The 21,903-nt window shown below is 49.3% G+C and carries 17 protein-coding genes, 1 tRNA gene and 1 rRNA gene; 14 read left to right on the top strand and 5 right to left on the bottom strand.

What is annotated here, in order from left to right:
• The 4 genes from rrf to G8768_RS16280 form a co-directional block, all read left to right on the top strand.
• A 5S ribosomal RNA gene (gene rrf / locus G8768_RS21385) occupies positions 1 to 77 on the top strand; the annotation flags it as partial.
• A 146-nt stretch (positions 78 to 223) separates the two neighbouring features.
• Positions 224 to 2,032 (top strand): caspase family protein, encoded by a 1,809-nt coding sequence (locus G8768_RS16290; RefSeq protein WP_243749594.1) that lies wholly within the window; start codon positions 224 to 226, stop codon positions 2,030 to 2,032.
• Positions 2,033 to 2,458: 426 nt separating this feature from the next.
• A complete protein-coding gene (locus tag G8768_RS16285; RefSeq protein ID WP_166843188.1) occupies positions 2,459 to 2,872 on the top strand; it encodes an alpha/beta fold hydrolase in 414 nt (137 codons plus the stop codon).
• 13 nt (positions 2,873 to 2,885) lie between these two features.
• Positions 2,886 to 4,478, top strand: a complete 1,593-nt coding sequence (locus G8768_RS16280) for a serine/threonine protein kinase (RefSeq protein ID WP_166843189.1) — start codon at positions 2,886 to 2,888, stop codon at positions 4,476 to 4,478.
• 64 nt (positions 4,479 to 4,542) lie between these two features.
• Here the strand turns inward: G8768_RS16280 and G8768_RS16275 are convergent, their stop codons facing one another.
• The 4 genes from G8768_RS16275 to G8768_RS16260 form a co-directional block, all read right to left on the bottom strand.
• A complete protein-coding gene (locus tag G8768_RS16275) occupies positions 4,543 to 5,769 on the bottom strand; it encodes a hypothetical protein (protein ID WP_166843190.1) in 1,227 nt (408 codons plus the stop codon).
• Positions 5,769 to 6,371, bottom strand: coding sequence for a hypothetical protein (locus G8768_RS16270; RefSeq protein WP_166843191.1), 603 nt, complete (start codon positions 6,369 to 6,371; stop codon positions 5,769 to 5,771). The genes G8768_RS16275 and G8768_RS16270 overlap by 1 nt, the downstream gene beginning before the upstream one ends.
• 33 nt (positions 6,372 to 6,404) lie before the next feature.
• The gene (locus G8768_RS16265; protein WP_166843192.1) at positions 6,405 to 7,568 is read right to left on the bottom strand and encodes a matrixin family metalloprotease; all 1,164 of its coding nucleotides are present in this window, start codon (positions 7,566 to 7,568) and stop codon (positions 6,405 to 6,407) included.
• A gap of 351 nt (positions 7,569 to 7,919) precedes the next feature.
• A complete protein-coding gene (locus G8768_RS16260) occupies positions 7,920 to 9,041 on the bottom strand; it encodes a matrixin family metalloprotease (protein WP_166843193.1) in 1,122 nt (373 codons plus the stop codon).
• Between the two features lie 284 nt (positions 9,042 to 9,325).
• Between G8768_RS16260 and G8768_RS16255 the strand changes: the two genes are divergently transcribed.
• The 10 genes from G8768_RS16255 to G8768_RS16210 all read left to right on the top strand — a co-directional run bounded on the left by G8768_RS16255 (position 9,326) and on the right by G8768_RS16210 (position 21,046).
• Positions 9,326 to 9,402 (top strand) — tRNA-Met (locus G8768_RS16255).
• A gap of 176 nt (positions 9,403 to 9,578) precedes the next feature.
• Entirely contained in the window at positions 9,579 to 10,031 is a 453-nt protein-coding gene (rimP, locus tag G8768_RS16250; protein ID WP_166843194.1) for a ribosome maturation factor RimP, read from the top strand.
• A gap of 56 nt (positions 10,032 to 10,087) precedes the next feature.
• Positions 10,088 to 11,581, top strand: coding sequence for a transcription termination factor NusA (gene nusA / locus G8768_RS16245; protein WP_166843195.1), 1,494 nt, complete (start codon positions 10,088 to 10,090; stop codon positions 11,579 to 11,581).
• A gap of 21 nt (positions 11,582 to 11,602) precedes the next feature.
• Positions 11,603 to 14,284 (top strand): translation initiation factor IF-2, encoded by a 2,682-nt coding sequence (infB, locus tag G8768_RS16240; protein ID WP_166843196.1) that lies wholly within the window; start codon positions 11,603 to 11,605, stop codon positions 14,282 to 14,284.
• Positions 14,285 to 14,299: 15 nt separating this feature from the next.
• Positions 14,300 to 14,695: a 30S ribosome-binding factor RbfA gene (gene rbfA, locus G8768_RS16235; protein WP_166843197.1), complete on the top strand. Its 396-nt coding sequence runs from the start codon at positions 14,300 to 14,302 to the stop codon at positions 14,693 to 14,695.
• 2 nt (positions 14,696 to 14,697) lie between these two features.
• Positions 14,698 to 15,651, top strand: coding sequence for a tRNA pseudouridine(55) synthase TruB (truB, locus tag G8768_RS16230; protein ID WP_166843198.1), 954 nt, complete (start codon positions 14,698 to 14,700; stop codon positions 15,649 to 15,651).
• 168 nt (positions 15,652 to 15,819) lie between these two features.
• A complete protein-coding gene (rpsO, locus tag G8768_RS16225; protein WP_166843199.1) occupies positions 15,820 to 16,089 on the top strand; it encodes a 30S ribosomal protein S15 in 270 nt (89 codons plus the stop codon).
• 307 nt (positions 16,090 to 16,396) lie between these two features.
• The gene (pnp, locus tag G8768_RS16220; protein ID WP_166843200.1) at positions 16,397 to 18,532 is read left to right on the top strand and encodes a polyribonucleotide nucleotidyltransferase; all 2,136 of its coding nucleotides are present in this window, start codon (positions 16,397 to 16,399) and stop codon (positions 18,530 to 18,532) included.
• Positions 18,533 to 18,641: 109 nt separating this feature from the next.
• Entirely contained in the window at positions 18,642 to 18,998 is a 357-nt protein-coding gene (locus tag G8768_RS16215; protein WP_166843201.1) for an SPOR domain-containing protein, read from the top strand.
• Positions 18,999 to 19,093: 95 nt separating this feature from the next.
• Positions 19,094 to 21,046, top strand: coding sequence for an SPOR domain-containing protein (locus tag G8768_RS16210; protein WP_166843202.1), 1,953 nt, complete (start codon positions 19,094 to 19,096; stop codon positions 21,044 to 21,046).
• Between the two features lie 19 nt (positions 21,047 to 21,065).
• On the opposite strand, the gene panB is transcribed toward G8768_RS16210, so the two are convergent.
• Positions 21,066 to 21,893 carry a 3-methyl-2-oxobutanoate hydroxymethyltransferase gene (gene panB / locus G8768_RS16205; protein WP_166843203.1) on the bottom strand — a complete coding sequence of 276 codons (828 nt, stop codon included), beginning with the start codon at positions 21,891 to 21,893 and terminating at the stop codon, positions 21,066 to 21,068.
• Between the last annotated feature and the right edge of the window lie 10 nt (positions 21,894 to 21,903).

The following is a 21,903-nucleotide window of genomic DNA, read 5'->3' as shown; positions in this document are numbered from 1 at the left end:
CCGAACTCAGAAGTGAAACGACTCAGCGCCGATGGTAGTGTGGGGATTCCCCATGTGAGAGTAGGTCATCGTCAAGCTTTTATTCCGAAACCCCTGCTGGATACCCAGCAGGGGTTTTTTATTGCCTGGCGAAAATACTTCCTTCGCTTCTCGTTTGAAATAATCTCTTATAAAAATCCTTGCGTTTATTACTTCACGACGGACCGGTTTTTGTTGTTTGCTGATGCCTGTCATACTTATTATTCATACTAAGTTTTGGTGGTATATCGCTATATATCACTCCATTAGACTGGTAAGCACTCGTAATGGCGCACATATTGATGTTCACTTACTTTATATAGAAGTCAGAAGTGCAGTGTCACAAAAGGTATTGAATATGCTTTCTTGCTCAATTGAATGGAAAAAGCCCCTAAGCAGACTGATAGCCGTGGTTATTGGTGGCTTGTTAATTCCAAGTACCGAACTCCTGGCCAAGCCCGCAAGCGTTCAGGACGAGATCAGCGGATTGTATGTGGTTGATTGCCTGTTACCTGGCCAGCTAAGAAAACTTGGGCGTACAACGTATATGACCGCGAGGCGCCCCATAAAGACGACAGCCGCCGATTGCAATATTAGAGGCGGAGAATACACCGCTTACGACAGGGCAAATTACAAGACCGCTCTGAAGGTCTGGATGCCGGCTGCCGAGCAAGGTGATGCTGAGGCCCAGGTCAATGTTGGAGAAATCTTCGAAAAAGGCTTGGGTGGTGAGCCCAACTATGAGGCGGCTCTGGTGTGGTATACCAAGGCTGCCGAACAAGGCAATAAAAGAGGCCAGTTTAATCTTGGCACCATGTATGAGCAGGGTTTAGGGGTAGAAAAGAATCAGGTCGTGGCGCTTAACTGGTACCGGAAAGCTTGGGGTTTGCCTGAAGACAGTGTCATGTTCCAGTCTGTTGCCAATGAGCAGCAAGCGGCATTGAGAAAAGAGCTGGAGACTGAACTGGCAGAGAAAGATGCACAGCTCAAACTGCTGGAAAAACAAATTGAAAGCCTGGAAGAGAAAAATAAAGGACTCAAGAATACCCAGGCATTAAACGCACAGCAAAAATCTGAACTAAGTTTACTAAAAGGACTGGTTAAAGGTTTAAGGGAGTCTCAAAAAGCGGCAAAAACAAAGCTTGAGGGCCTGGTTCTTCGTACACCGGTTGCTGTCAGCCAATACGACAGTGCGCCAACATTAGAGATGGAGAAAAGCGGCTCTGCGGATGAGATCAAACTGGATGATCTAAATTTCGGTAAGTACTACGCGTTAATCATCGGAAACCAAGATTACGCAATGTTGAACGACCTCAGTACAGTGCGTAACGACGTTAAAGAGCTGGCTGAGATTCTAGATAAGCAGTACGGTTTTGAAGTCCAGCTTCTTCTCAATGGTGACCGATTGAGTGTGATGAAGGCAGTAAATGCATTGAGTGAACAGCTCGAAGAAAATGATAATCTGCTGATTTACTATGCCGGGCATGGAAACCGTATTTCCACAGGCGAACGTGAGGCAGGTTATTGGTTGCCTGTGAATGCCAATCCTCCGCCGGATGACAGTAGCTGGGTACCAAATGAGTTTGTGACCAACCATTTGGCTCGCCTCAAAGCCCGTCGTGTATTTGTTATCTCGGATTCCTGTTATGCCGGCTTGCTTTCCAGTTCACCAGGTTACCTGTTCTTTGCGGGCGACCAAAAGAGCGCCCAGCAGACCAAGGAATATATTAAATACAAATTGCCACGCCGTTCTCGCTTATTGTTAACTTCGGGGGGCGATCGCCCTGTAATTGATAACGGCGATAATGGTCACTCTGTTTTCGCAACGGCGCTGTTAGACAAATTAAAAGACAATAGACGTATCCTTGCTGCACCTGAGTTATTCCAGGGAATTAAATCAAAAGTGACAGAAGAGGCCAGTAAGTACGAATTTCTGCAAGAGCCAGTTTATAAAACGATTAAAGGTGCGGGGCATGAAATTGGTGATTTCTTCTTTGTGCCTAAAGGTGGTTAACCTCTCTTGGGTTTTATGAGAAATCTAAAGGCGGCGTCACGATATCAACGCTGCCTTCTGATCGTCCATATCATGCTTATGGCAGCGTGTAGCCATCAAAGCTTTAAGTACCCAGAGTACGTTGAACAAAAGGGGATGCAATCGTTTTGGATGAAAGGGTTAAATCATCGACATTGGTTGGTGTTTAAGCCTGGGATAGAATCCAAGACCTTGAGGGTGTATATCAGTGGCGACGGAAGTCCTTGGTTCCGGGGGCGTTATGTCAATATGGACCCAACTCCCCGCAAGCCAATAGCGCTTCAATTGATGAATCTTGATCCTTTGCCTGCTCTCTATTTGGGAAGGCCGTGCTATCACGGTATAGAGACCGCTTGTAGCGCTGCACTTTGGACTCATGGGCGATATTCCAGAGAGGTGCTCAATTCTATGTCCGAAGCCCTCAATGGCTTCTTAAAGACTGAGCGGGGCCGAAAGATTGAACGTGTAGAATTGATCGGTTACAGCGGAGGCGGTGCCTTATCCGTTCTATTAGCAGATCAGGTGAAGGGTATCTCGAAGGTGGTGACGCTTGCGGGGAATTTGGACCATAAGGCGTGGACGGAAAGTTTTGGCTATCTACCTCTTTTCCAGTCTTTAAATCCTATTCGTGACGCAAGACTTGGAAAGTTACCAGCCTTACATATTGCTGGGGCCGACGACGAGAACATCAAGCCGGAAATCATTAAGTCTTTTGTGGCAAAGCATGGGGGCGAGTTAGTATTGCTCGAAGGGGTTGATCATAACTGCTGTTGGCTGGAATACTGGCCTGAATTGCTCACAAGAATAGAGCGTTTACATTAGAGATCATGTCAATATGAGCGACGATAAAACAAAAATTACAAACGAGACGGTAGTCTCCAGCGATTCTGACAAAACACGTATAGTTGAAAAGCCTGATGATAAAACGGTTGTGCTTTCCAAAAGCGATAGTGAGGCTGAAGAAAAGACACGTATTGTCGGTGATGAAACGACAATTTTAGCTGAAGGCCCATCTGGGACTGAGGAAACCACTGTGGTGGTTTCAAATCCAGAGAGTGAAGCGACAGTGATCGCTGATCAGCAGGCAACGGTCTTGAGTGATGATTCTACCGTGGTTGGTACTTCTGCTCAGACTCTTGTGTCCGACGGCACACGTGCGCCAGGCGTGCATGGTTCTGCGCCTTCAGTCTCGCCATTGGCAAAGATGGTGAAAGGCTATGTGATCAAAGATCGTTTTGTGCTGGAGCGCAAGCTGGGCGAAGGCGGGATGGGTGCTGTGTTTCACGCGAGGGACCTGCGAAAAGAGGAAGCCCGGGACCCGAACCCTTATGTGGCTATTAAAGTTATCACAGGGCTTTTGCAAAAAAATTCCAAGGCCGTCATCGCGCTTCAAAGGGAAACCAAAAAGTCCCAGACTCTGGCGCACCCGAATATCATCACTGTATACGACTTCGACCGGGATGATGATATCTACTATATGACCATGGAGTCGTTAAAAGGGCAGACGCTCGATGATTATATCCAAGAGGGTAATGGCAAAGCGGAAGAAAAAATCCGCTTTATTAACGACATTGCCAATGGTGTTTCCTATGCCCACCAGCGAAATATTATTCATTCTGATTTGAAGCCGGAAAATGTTTTTGTCACCGAAGCCGGCGAAATAAAAATTCTTGATTTTGGTATCGCACGGGCTTTTGCCCAAGGCGAAGAACAGACAGCCGATCCCGATGAATTGGTAGGCCTGACACCGACCTATGCCAGTCATGAGATGTTTGGCGGTGAAGACCCACATCCCAGTGATGATGTCTATGCATTAGGCTTGATTGCATACGAGTTGCTTAGTGGGAGCCACCCATTTGGGCGTCGATCTGCTTTGGAAGCTGAAAAAGAAAAGCTTACGGCTAAAAAGCTTAAAAACCTGAAGAGTTATCAGTGGCAGGCGATTAGTGCGGCTTTGCAATTTAAACGCGGTGGGCGATTTGAAGATGCTATTGCGTTTCAGCGGAAGTTTTCCGGTGCAGGCCTTCTGGTTAAGCGCCTGAGCTTTGCCATGGTGGCAATGTTAGCTGGCTTTGCGGTTTATGTGGCTTTCTTCCAACCTGAAGCGGGGCCGGATATTCCATTTGCTGAGTTACCCGCCGCGCAGCAACAAAGTATTCTCGCAAAACTGGAGGAAGGACGCCAGGCGATGCAGTTTGGCGACATTAATGGTGCATTGTTTTATTTCGATGCAGCCTATCAGGAGCATCCAAGAAACAAGGAGGCGGTTACTGAGTTGCAGCGGGTAGTGGATAAATTAGTGGAGAATTTTTCGACTCTGGGCCTGTCAAAACAGGAGCAGATTGATGCCATTACCGAGTTGCTAAAGTACGAATCACTTTCCCAAAACAAGGGTCTAGTTGACTTAAAGAATGATCTGGAAAACTAGCTGATAGACGAGAAGAAAATAGAAGACTGGCGAATAAGGAGTGCTTATTCGCCAGAGAGCAGCATTACTCAGCCTGAGTGCTGACCACATTAAATTTTTGAGCGGCGTTGTCCCACTCTAATTTAACGGTGTAGTTAACGTTGTCGGCATTGACGTTATTCAGTGTCACAGTTTTCTGGTTACTGATAGAGCTGCTGCCTGCAATGTTTACGTTATCAATAAAACTATCGTTGAAGCGAGCAACGGTGAAGCTGCGATTGACGGTAACGACATTGTCATCGATGTCATGAGCTCGAACCGAGATCTGATGCTGGCCGTTGCTGAGCGAAGACCAGTTAAAGATCATGGAGAAGCCGGAGTTGCCAGATTTAGGATACTGGCTAAAGGTGCTCGCCACGTCAGAGCGTACGCTTCCATAAGGAATCGGCTGGAAGGCTCCACCATCAAGGCTAACTTCCACCAGTCGAATATCTTTCAGACCAATAGCCCAGCCACGAATGTTGCTAATGCCACTTTTAATTTGGCTATTGTTGGGCTCTTCCACTGCAAGACGAATATCCGGATCTGTACTGGCGACGGGATTAGGATACAGAATACGCATCCCTTGCAGATCGTCTGTTGTGGGGTTTGTTATGGAACGAGTCGCTGCATTGGGGTGCATGATAGAAGGGATGTTAGGTTCTTCTATCAAACCCAGAGCAAATCCGAGCTGCTTAATTGCTAGGCGTCTTGCATCAAGCGGTGTCGTAACTGAGCCAGGTGTCGCAGACGATGAGAAGCTGTTATTGTGAATGTCATACTGGAAGTTGCTATTAAAAATAATATCCGCTTCCTGATACAGGGCAGGTTGATTGGAGACACTTCTCAGTAGGGTTACTGCGTAGACATCGCTACCAAATGCGCTGCCGCAAACATCATCATCCAAGCCAATGCCATTTTGAACTGCGGTGGTGTCATCTCGAGTCGGGTTGCCAGCGTTGGGGTTAACTACCGGGCCACCAATTGTTACACCATCGGTGCCCGTATAGCCATCACAAGGGTTGCTGGTTTGGTCGACTACCGTAATTTCAAGGCCCTGTACTGGATTGTCCCAAGCGGCTACAGCTTGCTGAATAATAAAATTCCAAGTAATTGGATTATTATCTAGATCCAATGTTGGGACGGTTGCCGGAATGCCTACATACAATCTAAATTTGCCATCTTCCCACTTTGAGCCACTGACTTGATAGGCGCTAGCGGTAGAGGCAATTGCGGCACTGAGCGTGAATGCCGCTGCTTGCCAAATTTTCATTATTTCAAGCCTCGAATAGCATCCTTAAACGAATTCAGATCCATAACCTGTTTTGCACCGGCATCCATTGATACGCCGGCAGCGGTATGGTTATTGATTTTAAGTGGGCTACTGGTGTCCGCAGTTTTGCCGGTGCTAATTGACGTAATAGCCTGACCAAGGCTGTTATACATGCTATCACCAGCACTGCCGGGTTTGACGATAAAGTGCCCTTGGCCCCAGCCGCGCAGAGGGTGCACGGTATTGCCTGCCATTTTTTCAACAAAATAAACGCCGCGCTCACCAAAGGAAGGCAGTTTCATGTCGCCCACTCGCATGGTAACGCCGTTCGCGGTACCACCCAGGTAGCGCAACTCGACGGTATTTTGTGCATATTTGCCGCGAACCACATCGGCAACTTCAAAGGTCACATAGGTGAACACTTTTTTGCCAATGGTTTCAGACCGAATGCCAACAACCTGACCCTCAAAAATCATGTCGGAGGTCGAGGCCAATTCGCTAATGGATTTTTGAGCTACGCTGCTAGCAGAAGCATTAGTCGCAGGTAGGATCATGGCACATGCCAGTACGGCGGTTGCGAAAGTGCTGCGTAAAGTGTTCATTGCTTATACCTTTAATGTCCTGGAGCCTGGCTCTCAAAATAGTTTGATAATATTGATGACGTCGAACTGTTGGCTGGCAGTGTTCCATTTCAGGATTACCCGATAGGGCTTGCCTTCTACCATAACGTCGTCAAGGGTCACTTGATCTCCGGCGGTACTAACAGAGCCAGCCAGCTTCACAAGGTTCGATGAAGAAATAAAATTGGTGCCAAATTTCTTAACGATTGCCAGGCCGCTATCAGTAGCTATGTTGCCTAGCTTATCGATTGCTCTCGCAATAACAGTGTGAGGGCCTTCGTCGAATTCAGACCAGTTAACTGTCATAGAGAAACCTGAGTTACCTGCATTCGGGTAGCTTGGGTAGTTAGCTCCAACATCACTGCGAGCACTGCCGTATGGGCTATTCCCCTGAAGGTCGTTATCGATATAGATTTCTACTTCAGCGATCCCAGATGCAGCTACCGCCCAACCGCGAACATTACCAACTCCGGATGAGATTTGGTTGGTGCCAGGCTCTTCAAGATTTACGACGAGTGGGGAATTGGGCGTTGAGTAAAGAGCGTTTATACCTTCGAAATCATCGGGGGTTGGACGCTCCATATTGGCATCGTTGATGTTAATAGCATCATCGTAAAAAGGTGCCATGATGGAGAGATTGGTGGTTTCGTGGTCAAGACCAAACAAGTGCCCTAGCTCATGCACAGCGACGCGCTTAAAGTCGTAGATGTTGGTTCTAATCGGACCGCTGTACACGTCCCAGTTAACGCCTGAGTTAAACAGGATGTCGCTGTTGGTATAAAAACCGCCACTTGAGAATTGCACATTTACTGCCAGGGTGCCGGCATTCCATGCTGTAGAGCATACTGTGCCAGCAAAAGATACACCGGAAAGGTTGCCGTCATGGGGGGCCACAAAACCACCAGAACCGTTGGCAATGCCCGCGCATGGATCCGCTGTAGCGGCCACCTTGTTAATCTTGAGTCCAGATGAGCCTTGTGCCCAGGAATCAATTGCCTCTGACATGGCATCGTTCCATATGGTCAGTCCTTGGAGGGGAGCGCCTGGAACAATAGGTATATAGTTAATCGTTACTTCATTATCGCGCCAGCGAGGACCGATTAATTCGTAGGACTGGACAGGAAAAGCGATAGCGGCACCAAGTGCCCCTGCCAGCAAAACTCTAGCTGATTTCTTCATGGTCTCACGTTATCCATTTGAGCCTGAGTCAATTATAGACGTAGTTTGCAAACTTTGCTTTCTAAGCGCCTGATTTTGCGGGAGTTTCAGGGTCTGAAAATCCCAAAAAAACACAATGGTCGATTATTGGCCATCTATGCGGATAATGCAATCTTATCCAAGGCGAAAAGCGTATGTTAGTTCACTAAAAGGCCAAATTTTAATGTTTAAGTATCTATTTAGAGGGCCAATTTCGCGAAATTTGAGTCACTCTGTATTAGCACAAGCAAATTTAGCGAAATTTCAGGCCGGTTCCAGTAACTACTGATCATTGGCAGATAAATAGCCCTGGCCGGCTCGATAGGGGCATTATTAGTTAATTTCCGCGACATCCCACTTCTGGGTGGCTGTGTTCCAGCGCAACACAACCTTGTAGGTTTTACCGTCTGCCCGGACTTGGTCGAGGGTTATCGTGCGGGGGTCAGTAACCGTAGCAGAGCTGAGAATTTCAACTCGGTTGGGATCGCTGATAAAGGCGTTGTCAAAGGCATGTACTGTAAAGTTGGTGCTTTGTGATTCGACGCCGCCAGAGCTATCAAAGGCGCGAATTTCCATGGTGTGCTGCCCGGTGGACAGGTTGCCCCAGTTATAGATCATCGAAAAGCCTGACTTCGAAGCATTGGGATAATTGGAGAATGTTTGGCCCACGTCTGCACGTTCGCCTCCATAGGGGATGTCACTTACGTAACTGCCATCTATATAAAGGGCAATTCTTTGAATCGTGTTAAGGCCAACCGCCCAGCCGCGTATATTGGTGACGCCGTTGGCGGCCTGGCTAGCTGAAGGTTCTTCCAGGCTGGCTCGAATGGCTGGTGTGTTGCCACCGCCGCCTGTGGCCTGAGAATAGATGGTTCGGGCGCCAGTAAGATCATCGCTTGTTGGATCAAAAATGGAGCCAATAAAAGGAGCCATAATTGCAGCGTTGGTCTCTTCATGGTCAAGCCCAATTAAATGACCGAATTCATGTACTGCTACCCGGCGAAAATCCAGCGTTGAGCGGGTGCCGCCATCATAGACGCTCCAGGACTCATTGCTATTGAATACAATGTCAGATTCGCTATATCTCGAGCCTATGCTGCGGGAGAGGGTTACGGCGATAACGTCTGTGCCAAAGGCTTCCCCGCAGGAGTCGGTATAAAAGCCGCTCGCATTTTGGTTGTCTTCAGGGAATGCGGCGACATAGCCTGCGCAAGGATGGCCGCCATTTGTACTGTAGCTCAGATTCAAACCGTCCACTTGGTTGCCCCACTTATTGGCGGCTTCTCTCATTGCCGTTCCCCAGTTAAAGCCATTGGGGTTGTTATTGCCAGGGAATGAGGTATCAAAGCTGACATTGCCATCTTCCCATTTAGGGCCGATTAACTTGAAGGCAAAACTTGGAGTGCTGAGAGCAAGACAGCCAATAGTAAGGGGCAATAAGCAACGTTTTAACATAATTCGGATCCGCAAACTGACAAATAACCCCGGAATTGTACACCAGGGGAAAAGAATGAATCTGATAACTATATAATGATATCGTTACTTTGGCTTAATGCTTGACCGTGCGGCACCATCTATATGCCGTTAGGCGGAATTGGGCGCCCTTTTTTCACTTTGCCTTAATAATAGACAAGGCATTGAGAAATAAGACAAAACTGTCATAAAGGGCTTGACGCTACCCATGGGTCTCCCTATAATTCGCGGCCTTGGTTGAGGGCAAGCCCTTTAAACCATGTTGATGCGGGGTGGAGCAGCTTGGTAGCTCGTCGGGCTCATAACCCGAAGGTCGTTGGTTCAAATCCAGCCCCCGCTACCAAATTCAGCGCGTAGCATTACTCAATTTGGTAGTGTGGACGCCTTCGTTAGGCCCCTTATTAGGGGCTTTTTCGTATCTGAGCGTTGGCGAATTTTGCGCCAAATGATGGAAATGGGCTTTTAGGCCCATTTTTTGTAGCTGTCTTTAGGCGGTGATAGCCGCCAGGAAAAAGGTTTATGGCATCTAAACAGCAATTGGAGGAGCTGCTGCAGCCAGTGGTAGAATCCCTTGGTTGCCAGCTGTGGGGCCTGGAGTACTTGTCACAGGGTCGTCACACAACCTTAAGACTCTATATTGAGTCTCCCGATGGTGTTGGCCTGGAGCAATGCGAACAGGTTAGCCGTCAGGTGAGCGCAGTAATGGATGTGGAAGATCCCATTACTGGCGAATATACCCTGGAAGTTTCTTCTCCAGGTTTGGACCGTCCTTTATATACCTTAGAGCAGTTTCAGCAGTACGTTGGTGAAAAGGTCAGCCTGCGTTTGCGTCAAGCCTTTGAAGGCCGACGCAAGTTTCAGGGGCTGCTCAATGGCGTAGAAGGCGACGAGATTTTATTGGTAGTGGATAACGAAGAGTATGTACTGCCGATTGAGTGGATTGAAAAAGCCAATGTCGAGCCCAGTTTTTAACGGTTTCGATATTAACTAATGCGGATTGCAATTAAGTGGTGGATTAAGAGGCACTTATGAGTAAAGAAATTTTATTGGTCGCTGATGCGGTTTCCAATGAGAAAGGCGTCGACAGGGAAATCATTTTTGAAGCTATTGAACTGGCTCTGGCGACTGCGGCTAAAAAACGTTACGAAGAAGAATCCGATATCTATGTAGCGATTGATCGTCGCACGGGTGATTACGAGACTTTCCGTCGTTGGGAAGTGGTTGACGATGATACTTTGGCGATTCTGGGTACTCAGTTCACCACTGAAGAGGCGGCAGAAGTAAATCCGGAGTTGAAGATTGGCGATGTACACGAAGAGCAAATCGAAAACGTCGACTTCGGCCGTATTGCCGCACAGACTGCCAAGCAGGTCATTGTTCAAAAGGTTCGTGAAGCGGAGCGTGCTCAAATCGTGGATGAGTACCGCGATAAAGTGGGTGAGCTGATTAGCGGAACCGTTAAAAAAGTAACCCGTGACAACATCATTGTTGATTTGGGCAATAACGCTGAAGGTTTGTTGGCCCGTGATCAGCTGGTTGGTCGAGAAGTTTTCCGTATGGGTGACCGTGTACGTGCTTTCCTGATGGATGTGCGCCCTGAAGCTCGCGGTCCGCAACTCTACCTCAGCCGTTCGGCGCCGGGTATGCTGATCGAGTTGTTCAAAATCGAAGTGCCAGAAATTTCAGAAGAAGTTATCGATCTGAAAGGCGCGGCTCGCGATCCTGGTTCTCGTGCAAAAATTGCAGTGTCTACCAATGATGGTCGTATTGATCCTGTCGGTGCTTGCGTTGGCATGCGTGGCTCCCGAGTCCAGGCAGTATCGAATGAGCTGGGTAATGAGCGCATCGATATCGTCTTGTGGGATGACAACCCGGCTCAGTTTGTTATTAACGCTATGGCTCCGGCCGAAATTGAATCCATTGTGGTAGATGAGGATTCTTCTTCTATGGATGTAGCGGTTGAAGACGATAACCTGGCCCAGGCCATTGGTCGCGCAGGTCAGAATGTTCGTTTGGCATCTGAACTCACTGGCTGGGAAATCAACGTCATGAGCGTTGCCGAGTGGGAAGAGAAACAGCAGGCTGAAAGCGGGAACTACATGGAGCTCTTTATGGAAGCTCTGGATGTCGATGAAGATGTTGCCGGTGTTTTGGTTGAAGAGGGTTTCACTTCTTTGGAAGAGGTGGCTTATGTACCTCTGGAAGAAATGCTGAACATTGATGGCTTTGATGAAGATATTGCCGAAGAGCTCCGCGCTCGTGCGAAAGATGCCTTGTTAACTCAGGCTCTGGCAACAGAAGAAGCGATTGAGAGTGCCCAGCCTGCCGAAGATTTGTTGACGATGGAAGGCATGGACAAAGCTCTGGCGGTACAGTTAGCCAGCCGTGGTATTCCAACTATGGAAGATTTGGCCGAGCAATCTGTAGACGAGCTGATGGAAATTGATGGCATGGACGAAGAACGTGCCGCGGCCCTGATTTTGAAAGCGCGTGAACCCTGGTTTGCAGAAGACGCGGAATAATTGATTAACTGAGGAAAGATAATGGCTGAAGTAACAGTAAGCGAACTTGCCAAATCCGTAGGTGCCTCAGTTGAGAGGCTCCTCTCTCAAATGAAAGATGCAGGTTTGCAACAGACGTCTGCCGAGCAGACAGTGACTGATGAAGAAAAGCAGACCCTATTGGCTTTTTTAAAAAGCAGTCATGGTGATACCGGTGAAGCGCCAAAGAAAATTACTCTGAAGCGTAAAACGACCACCACTCTAAAAACCGGTAGTGGCGCTGCGCGCAAGACCGTTAACGTGGAAGTGCGTAAAAAACGCACCTATGTAAAACGTGATCCCGTTGAAGATCAGGAAGTGACCGAGCAGGCTCCTGCGGTTGAAGAAGTGGCCGTTGAAGCTGTTGAGCCTGAGTCAAAACCTGAGCCAGTTGCCGCTGCGGAACCTGAAACTCCAGAGCCGCTTGTAGAAGAGGCCCCTGTTGAAGAAGCGCCAAAGCAGGAAGAGCAAGCTTCCAGCTTTGTCGATGAAGCCGAGCAGAAACGCCTGGCAGCAATTGAGGCCCGTCGCAAAGCTGAGGAAGAAGCTCAGCGTAATAAGCAAGAGGCGGCCCAGAAGAAAAAACAAGACGGTGCTAAACAAGCGAAATCTGATTCCCAGCCCGCCGATCGCGCTGCGATTGAAGCGGCCAGTAAGGACGAAGAAAAAGGCAAGCACGGTCAGGCTCCCAAGAAGCGTGCGAAGCATGAAGAAGAGGAGCTGGAAGACATTGAAAAGCCCAAGAAGGTGGTTAAAAAGCCTACGGGCACCAAAAAGTCGCCCAAGGTTGATTTGTCGGTATTGGATGATGAGATTGAGCCGGTTCTGAAAGAATCTCCGCGCCGATCCAAGCCTGGCGGAAAGCCAGCGAAGCGCGCATCGATCAAGTTGGCGAGCAATAAACATGGCTTTAAAAGGCCAACAGGAAAAATTGTGCACGAAGTTGAAATTGGCGAGAACATCGTAGTTTCTGAGCTTGCTCAGCAAATGAAAGTGAAGGGCGCCGAAGTTGTTAAAGCGCTGATGAAAATGGGCGTGATGGCGACCTTGAACCAGTCCATCGATGGTGAGACCGCCACTTTGCTGGTAGAAGAGATGGGCCACAAGGCCGTTGAGAAAGTTGAGAACACGCTTGAAACCCAATTGGAGCAGAGTTTGTCGACCGACGATGGCGAAAAAGCGCCGCGTTCTCCTGTCGTTACTGTAATGGGGCACGTTGACCATGGTAAAACCTCTCTGCTGGATTACATCCGCAAGACCAAGGTGACCTCGGGCGAAGCCGGTGGTATTACCCAGCACATTGGCGCTTATCGTGTACCAACCAGTCACGGCGAAATTGCCTTTCTGGATACACCTGGCCACGCTGCGTTTACCGCAATGCGTGCTCGCGGTGCTCAGTGTACTGACGTTGTTATTCTGGTGGTTGCGGCTGATGATGGCGTGATGCCTCAAACCGAAGAAGCCATTCAGCACGCACGCGCTGCGGGTGTGCCTCTGGTTGTCGCAATCAACAAGATCGACAAAGAGACCGCTGACCCGGATCGAGTGAAGAATGAACTGGTTGCCAAAGAAGTGGTACCAGAGGATTGGGGTGGTGATACTCAGTTCATTAGTGTTTCTGCTCATACTGGTCAGGGTATTGACGAATTACTTGAAGCGGTTTCCTTGCAAGCTGAACTGCTTGAATTGGAAGCGCCAATTAATGTTCCAGCGCGCGGTGTGGTTGTTGAATCCCGCATGGAGAAAGGCCGCGGTGTTGTTGCAACCTTGCTGGTGCAAGGCGGTGGCCTAAAGCGTGGTGATGTGATTCTTGCCGGTCAAAGCTATGGTCGTGTTCGTGCCATGGTGAATGAGCACGGCAAACAGGTGAAAGAAGCGGGCCCATCGACTCCGGTTGAGATTCTGGGTCTGGACAGTGCACCGAACGCCGGTGATGAGTTCGCAGTTCTTGCCGATGAGCGTCAGGCTCGTGAGTTGGCCACTGAGCGTGCGGATAAAGCACAGCAAGAGCGTCAACAGCGACAGCAAGCAGCCAAGCTGGAAAATATGTTTGCCAACATGGGCGCCGCCGATAAGAAAATTTTGCCTGTGGTCTTGAAGACCGATGTGCGCGGTTCCCTAGAAGCTATTGCCGCTGCCTTGGCTGATGTGGGTAACGAAGAAGTTGAAGTGAATGTGGTTTCCTCGGGTGTAGGCGGAATCACTGAAAACGACGTTAACCTGGCTCTGACGACAGGTGCCATCATTATTGGTTTTAATGTTCGTGCCGCCGCTTCAACCCGTGCCCTGGCCGAAGCAGAGTCTATCGAAATTCGTTACTACAGCATTATTTATCAGCTGATTGACGAAGTGAAAGGCGCCCTGTCCGGTATGTTGGAGCCAGAGCGTGTTGAAGAAATCGTGGGTATCGCGGATGTGCGCGAAGTGTTCCGCTCGCCGAAATTCGGCCAGGTTGCTGGCTGTATGGTTACCGAAGGTACAGTTTATCGCAGCAAGCCTATTCGCGTATTGCGCGACAATGTTGTGATCTTTGAAGGCGAACTGGAATCCCTGCGTCGTTTTAAAGACGATGTGCAAGACGTGCGTAATGGCATGGAGTGCGGTATCGGCGTTAAAGATTACGACGTTAAAGTCGGTGATCAGATCGAAGTTTACGATGTGAAAGAGGTTGCGCGCGAGCTATAAGCTGGCGCTCTGATAATGGCAAGAGAATTTAAACGTACCGATCGGCTGGGTGATGCAATTCAGCGTAGCCTGGCTCAACTGATCCAGTTTGAAGTTCGCGACCCTCGCGTTCCCATGGTGAACGTAAACGATGTGCAAGTCAGTCGTGACCTTTCCATGGCCAAAGTCTATGTCGCCTTTGTCGGCGAAGATGATCCGGAAAAATGCGAAGAAGCCGCTACAGCGCTCAACAATGCCGCAGGCTTTTTGCGCAGCCAGCTCGCTCGCGAGTTGGATGTTCGTACTACTCCGCGTCTGCAATTTCATTACGATTCAACGGCTTTGAGCGGAAACCGTATGAGCAAGTTGATTGATGATGCGGTTGCTAAAGATCTCGCCAATAAAGGCGACGAGCCTGAAAGCGCAGAGTAGTTATGGGGCGTAAGCGATTTAAAGGGCGCGCGATTGATGGCGTGCTGGTGCTGCATAAAGATGGCGGCATGACCTCCAACGACGCCCTGCAAAAGGCGAAGCGCTTGTTCTTTGCTGCCAAAGCCGGGCATACCGGCGCCTTGGATCCACTGGCGACGGGTGTGCTGCCTCTGTGCTTTGGTGAGGCGACCAAATTTTCCCAATATCTGTTGGATGCTGATAAGCGCTACCGCAGTACATTTTGTCTGGGGGTCAGCACCGAGACTGGAGATTCGGACGGCGAAGTTCGCGCTCGTCATTCAGTATCGGGTCTGACCGAAGAGCAGATTGCCAAAGCTCTGGATAATTTCCGGGGTGATATCCAGCAGGTGCCGTCCATGTATTCGGCGCTCAAGCATCAGGGGCAGCCTTTATATAAACTTGCCCGCCAAGGCATTGTGGTTGAGCGCGAGCCACGTTCGGTCACGGTTTATGAATTGAAACTGCTGGATTACCGCAGTGCAGAACGTCTCGGTGAAGAATACGCCGAACTGGATGTTGAGGTGTTCTGTTCCAAAGGAACTTATATTCGCAGCATCGCCGAAGATTTAGGAGAATCGCTGGGTTGTGGAGCCCATGTCAGTGTTCTGCATCGTATGGCGGCGGGCCCGTTTGAAGAGACTCAGGCGATCAGCCTGGAAGCGCTTAGTGAGGAACGCGGTGAAGGTTTGGCTGAGCAGTTGGATCACCACTTGTTAAGAGTGGATGCTCCGGTGGCTCAATTACCGAGCCTGACCTTACCTGATGATTCGGCTTATTACTTCAAGCAGGGTAATGCGGTGATGGATGCCCAGGTCTACCGTCTGGGCGATGAAGGTGATATGGTGCGGGTTTTTGACTCTGCTGAGCGCTTTTTGGGCGTCGCTGAGTTAACAGATGATGGTCGAGTGGCGCCAAAGCGCTTATTGGCCAGCTAATTATTTAGGTTTAGTCGCTAAAAGCGGCTAAAATACAGAATCCAACCTCGTGTTGGTCGCCATGGCAGAGGTATCGTCAAGGCAATATGCCCTTATGGGCTTAGCCCCGCTGTAAATATGCACGGCTGGGCTGAATGACTTTTTTGCATATTAAACGAGGATATGACTATGGCACTAAGTGCTCAAGAAAAAGCTGCGATTGTTAAAGAACATGCTCGTGGTGAAGGTGACACTGGTTCTCCAGAAGTTCAAGTAGCTCTGTTGACTAGCAATATTAACAAGCTGCAAGGTCACTTTTCTGATCACAAGCAAGATCACCACTCTCGCCGCGGTCTGATCCGCATGGTAAACCAGCGTCGTAAGTTGCTGGATTACTTGAAGGGTAAGGACTTGAATCGTTACGCCGCCCTGATCAAGAAGTTGGGTCTGCGTCGATAAGACCTTCGGAAGTGCCCGCTTGCGGGCACTTTTTTATTTACCCCTCTGAAAATTGTGGCCACTAGGCCTCGTTTCGATAGAGTTGCTGAATCCTAGAGCGATCAGCAAGCTTTATCCTGAATTTCCCGACTGGGCAAAGTGCCTGGTTGGTTAATCCGACATAGTCGGTGTTCGGTGCTCAGAACTTATTTGCGGGAGGAGATATATTCCCGCCGATAAAAGCTGGTACTCGAATTGTATCAACCCCTCTGGCAATGGGGCCCGAGGGCAGAGAAGACATATATAGAAGATAAAAGAAGGAAACGTCGTGAATCCAGTAATCAAGACATTCCAATACGGTAATGAGACCGTAACTCTGGAAACCGGCCGAATCGCCCGTCAGGCGACAGGTGCGGTTATGGTAACCATTGGTGAAACCAGCGTATTGACCACCGTTGTTGGTGCTAAAAGCGCTCGTGAAGACCAGGACTTTTTCCCACTTTCAGTACACTACATTGAAAAGGCCTACGCGGCTGGCAAGATCCCTGGTGGATTCTTCAAGCGCGAAGGTCGTCCATCTGAAAAAGAGACTTTGACCTCTCGTTTGATCGACCGTCCAATTCGTCCGCTGTTCCCGAACGGCTTTATGAACGAAGTGCAGGTTGTGTGTACTGTGATGTCCACCGACAAGAAAACTGATCCGGATATTGCATCCATGATCGGTACGTCGGCTGCTTTGGCCATCTCCGGTATTCCTTTCGCAGGTCCAATCGGCGCAGCACGCGTTGGTTACAGCGAAGCAGATGGCTACCTGTTGAACCCAAGTTATGCCGATTTGGAAAGCTCCGAGTTGGACATGGTTGTGGCGGGTACCAAAGATGCTGTACTGATGGTGGAGTCTGAAGCGGCTGAATTGCCGGAAGACATCATGTTGGGCGCCGTACTGTACGCACACCAGGAACTGCAAGCCGTTATCCAAGCGGTTGCTGAGCTGGCGGCTGAAGCCGGTAAAGAAACCTGGGAGTGGACTGCTCCTGCAGTAAACGAAGAGCTGAGCGCCAAAGTGGCTGATCAGTTTGGTGGTGGTATCGGTGATGCTTACCGTATTACTGACAAGATGGAGCGTTACAACGCATTGGGCGCTCTACGCGATCAAGCGGCCGACACTCTGGCTGATGAAGAAGCTGGCGTGAGTGCTGATGAAGTTCGCTCTATTTTCAGCAAGCTGGAAAAGAAAACAGTACGTTCCCGCGTTGTTGCCGGTGAGCCTCGCATTGACGGCCGCGATAACAAAACCGTTCGTGCTATCGAAGTTGAGGTGGGCGTACTGCCTAAAGCTCACGGTTCTGCGTTGTTTACCCGTGGTGAAACCCAGGCAATTGTGGTGAGCACTTTGGGTTCCGCGCGCGATGCACAGATTATCGATGCCTTGGAAGGTGAGCGTCGTGACAACTTCATGTTGCACTACAACTTTCCTCCATACTCTGTTGGTGAAGCGGGTCGCATGGGCGGCACAGGTCGACGTGAAATCGGTCACGGCCGTTTGGCCCGTCGCGGTGTTGCTGCGGTTCTGCCAACCGAAGAAGCTTTCCCGTACACCATGCGCGTAGTGAGTGAAATTACCGAATCCAACGGCTCTTCCTCCATGGCCTCTGTATGTGGTTCCAGCTTGGCATTGATGGATGCTGGTGTACCTTTGAAAGCGCCTGTAGCTGGTATTGCTATGGGTCTGGTAAAAGAAGATGAAGGCTTTGCGGTTCTGACCGACATCCTGGGCGATGAAGATCACCTGGGTGATATGGACTTTAAAGTAGCTGGTACCTCTTCCGGTATTACTGCTCTGCAGATGGACATCAAGATCGAAGGTATCACCGAAGAGATCATGAGCATCGCGCTTGAGCAGGCTCTGGCAGCACGTTTGCACATTCTGGGTGAGATGAACAAAGTCATCGAAACTGCTCGTGAAGAAGTGAACGACAATGCACCTCGCTTTGAAACCATCAAAATTGATCCGGACAAGATTCGCGACATCATTGGTAAAGGCGGCGCGACTATTCGTGCGCTTACTGAAGAGACTGGCGCTTCTATCGATATCGAAGATGATGGCACCGTTAAGATCTACAGCGACGATGCAGATTCACTGAAAGCGGCTCTGGACAAGATTCAGGCTATTACAGCTGAAGCTGAAATCGGTGCTATCTACGAAGGTAAAGTGGTTCGCATTGTGGACTTCGGCGCATTCGTTAACTTCCTGCCGGGTAAAGATGGTTTGGTACACATCTCCCAGATCGCAGAAGAGCGTGTGAATGCTGTGACCGATTACCTTGAAGAAGGTCAAATGGTTAAGGTTAAATGCCTGGATGTTGACCAGCGTGGTCGCATCAAGCTGTCCATCAAGGAAGCGATGGCAGAAGCGGGCGAAGCCCAATCCGGTGATTCTGCCCCAGAGGCCGACGCCGAATAAGCCACTTTACCTAGCCAGTAAAGTAAAGCCCGCCGCTGGCGGGCTTTTTTATACCCCGCAGTTTTGGGACGCTTAACAATCACTGCCTGATAATCATTGAGGTTGTACGGTGCTGTTGAAAATAAACATAGGGCTCGCAGCGATACTGTTGGCATGTCTGATCAGTGTGGATCTGCAGGCCGCTCAGTATGATCGGGTTTTTACCATTCAGTTAGGTGCGTATCGTACGGCGGATGCCAGAGCTGAACTCATCGAAAAGTACCAGCAATTCCCTTTGTATTGTCGTCGAAATAGCCGAAATGCCTATGTGGTTTACTATGGGGTTTTTGAAAGCTACAAAGATGCGGCTCCACATTTGCAGGACCTGCCCGGGCAGGATAAATTAGGCGCTTATATCGTGAAATTGGATAATGTAAGCTTGAAACCCTGCATCAATTTGGAATCCAAACTCCAAAGTCTGATCTGAATCTGAGTTCTCCAAACAGCTCGGTTTGGTTCGAGGTTTCTCCATATCTGGGTCGATACCGGATGCAAGGGCTTACCAAAACATTAGGAAGGGCTATGGGGTTAGGGAAAGGCATCTGCCTGTTGGTGACAATGTTCTTTGGGCAGGCGCTTACGGGACAGGTTTTTGCTCAGCAAGATATTGAAACTGAAATCGCCCAACAGAGTGCCCCTTCACAAGAGGCCAATCAGGATCCTGAAAGCTTCTGCTTGAGTGCTGGCCTTTTGCAACATTATCGCTGCGACAGCAATTCCATCGAGGCCCAGATTGCTGCGGGCCAGCGTTATTCCATTCAACTTCTCAGTGTGAACGATGAAATGCCTGATTTGCCTGAGGCACTGTCGCTTTTCCATCGAACCCAGCTTTCGGGTGATCAGGCCTTTGTTTATGTTGGTGAGTTCACACAGCAACAGGAAGCTCTGGATACTATGACGGCTTTGGTGATGGTGGGTGCTCTCGACCCAGATCATTGGCGCCCCGGAGTTGTACAGATTGATAAAAGTCGACAAGTTCCAGGTGTCCGGCTGGTGCAAATGTACAAGGATAAAAGTTTCAGTCATCTGGCGGTTTCTGAAGTCGCCAGTGACCCGTTGAGTTTTGCAGGCGATAGCTTGGTAGAAGGCCGCTTTATGCCGAGTTATTACACGGTTCAGATTGCTAGTTTTGAAGAGCTGGGCGGGCAGAATGAATTTGTCGCCGAGCATTCAGTTGACGATATGTTGTGTCGCCAGCGTCGCAACGGTCGTTTTACGATATACAGTGGTGCCTTCAGCAGCGAATCGGAAGCAAGAAAGAGAAAACAAGAATTGGCCTCACGTTTTAATGACGCTTACGTGCTGCGTTTGAAGCAAGAAGATATGTTCAGCTGTGACGCCAGAAAAGAACGCCTTGTTCTGTCTCACCCGGATTCCATTTCAAAGGTAAAGCCTGATCATGTTGCTTATATGAGCAGCTACTTTACGGCTCAAATTGCCAGCTTTGCCAGTGCCGAAAAGCGTTTGGAGTTTATCCAGCGAGCGCCCAATGTGGATTTCATCTGCCGTACTCGTCGCAATGGCAAGCTTGTGGCATATAGCGGTGCCTTTTCGACTCGCAAAGAGTTGAGGTCCCATATTCAAGTGCTGGGCCGAAAAGGTGTGACCGCCTATGAGTTGCGGCTCAGTGAAGAGGATATGTATGACTGTGAGGATAAGCAGAAGATTGTTTTGTATTCCAAAACAAAGCCTGCGAAGATCCTGCCAGGTGAAAAACACGCTTCACCGATAAATCGGGTAGCGACCACAGTAAAGCCATTACCAGTGCAAGAAAATTCCGCCTCCAGTAAAGATGGGACAACAAAGACCGGTGTTAAACCTGGCGCTCGAATTTCAGGTTTGCAAAGCCTGGCCAATATTAATTTGGGGGATTCCTCGATCAGTCAGGCACTCTCGGCGATGGATAATTCCTCCTTTTCTGACACGGTGAGTGTGGACGAGCCAACACAGAGACGAAACAATGTCGTACAGCTGGATGTCATAGCTCCGGAGAAAAACCGTGAGAAACACTCATCCTCGGTGGTCGAAGAGGAGGCGACGGCATTACCGGCTTATTATCAGCGCCAGCAAAGCCAGCTCGCGCTGCGACAACAAAACCAACACACGGCTCAGGAACCTTCTTTAACCACAGAATTGAGCGGTGGGGCAAGTGAGGAATCAAGCGGGGAAAGTATCGCTCAGCCATCTCATGCTGAAGGACGTTTGCCCAATGATTGGCAACCCGAAGTGGGTGAAGTGTTTTACACAGTTCAGTTAGCTATTTTTAAAGAAGCCGTCAATGAAGGCCGTTTTGTGAAACAGAATCAGAACCTGGATTTGTTATGCAAACTTCGTGGTAATGGCCAGATGGCGATTTATTCCGGAAAGTTTTTGGAGTACGAACAGGCCAGAAATTACTTGCGCAGTTTGGAGCAAGATCTCGATGGCTATGTCGTGAAGCTGCAAGGGGAGTTACTGCCCCCTTGCAGTATTTGACGGGTTCCCCTATCTGGATTTACTTAAAACAATGCTCGTCAGCAGGGAAAATTTGAGCCTTCACGTCGGCTGCGTATTTGTTTAGCGCACTTGGGATATCGCCGGCTTCGATCAAAAAGTTCTTGGAAAATTTGGGCGGCTTTTCAGTCAGGCCCAAAATATCATTGATCACCAACACTTGTGCGTCGGTGTCGCGGCCCGCACCAATGCCAATCACCGGCATGGAAACGGCTTCGGTGATGCGTTTGGCCAATTCACTTGGCACACATTCCAGTACCAATAAATCGGCACCGGCTTCATCAAGCAGTTTGGCATCTTTTAATATGGCTTCCGCTTGATCGTCATTGCGCCCTTGGACTTTAAAGCCACCTAACTTATTGACTGATTGAGGCGTTAATCCCAGATGGGCGCAAACAGGGATGCCGCGTTCGCCGAGCATCTTCACTGTCGGCGCCAGCCATTCTCCACCCTCGATTTTCACCATATGGGCGCCGGCCTGCATAATGCGAGTTGCATTTTCCATGGCCAATTCCGGGGTCGAATACGTCATAAAAGGCATGTCGCCCATAATCAGCGATTTATCATTGCCACGTCTTACCGCTTCAACGTGGTAAATCATCTGTTCCATGGTGACAGGAATGGTACTGTCGTAACCTAAGACGGTCATTCCCAGGCTATCGCCAACCAACAGTACCTCAACACCACAACGCTGCGCCATCGCAGACATAGGGGCATCGTACAAGGCAACGGTAATAAATTTTTCGCCATCGGCTTTCATCTTGCGCAGCGTACTGGTGGTGACTGCCGAAGTCAGTTTGCTGTCGGCTTGGGGGCTGGCATAAGGCATGATTTACTCC

This window comes from Pseudoteredinibacter isoporae (assembly GCF_011602085.1).
In the GTDB taxonomy this organism is placed as follows: Bacteria; Pseudomonadota; Gammaproteobacteria; order Pseudomonadales; family Cellvibrionaceae; genus Pseudoteredinibacter; species Pseudoteredinibacter isoporae.
This window is presented reverse-complemented; position numbering and strand designations above follow the sequence as displayed.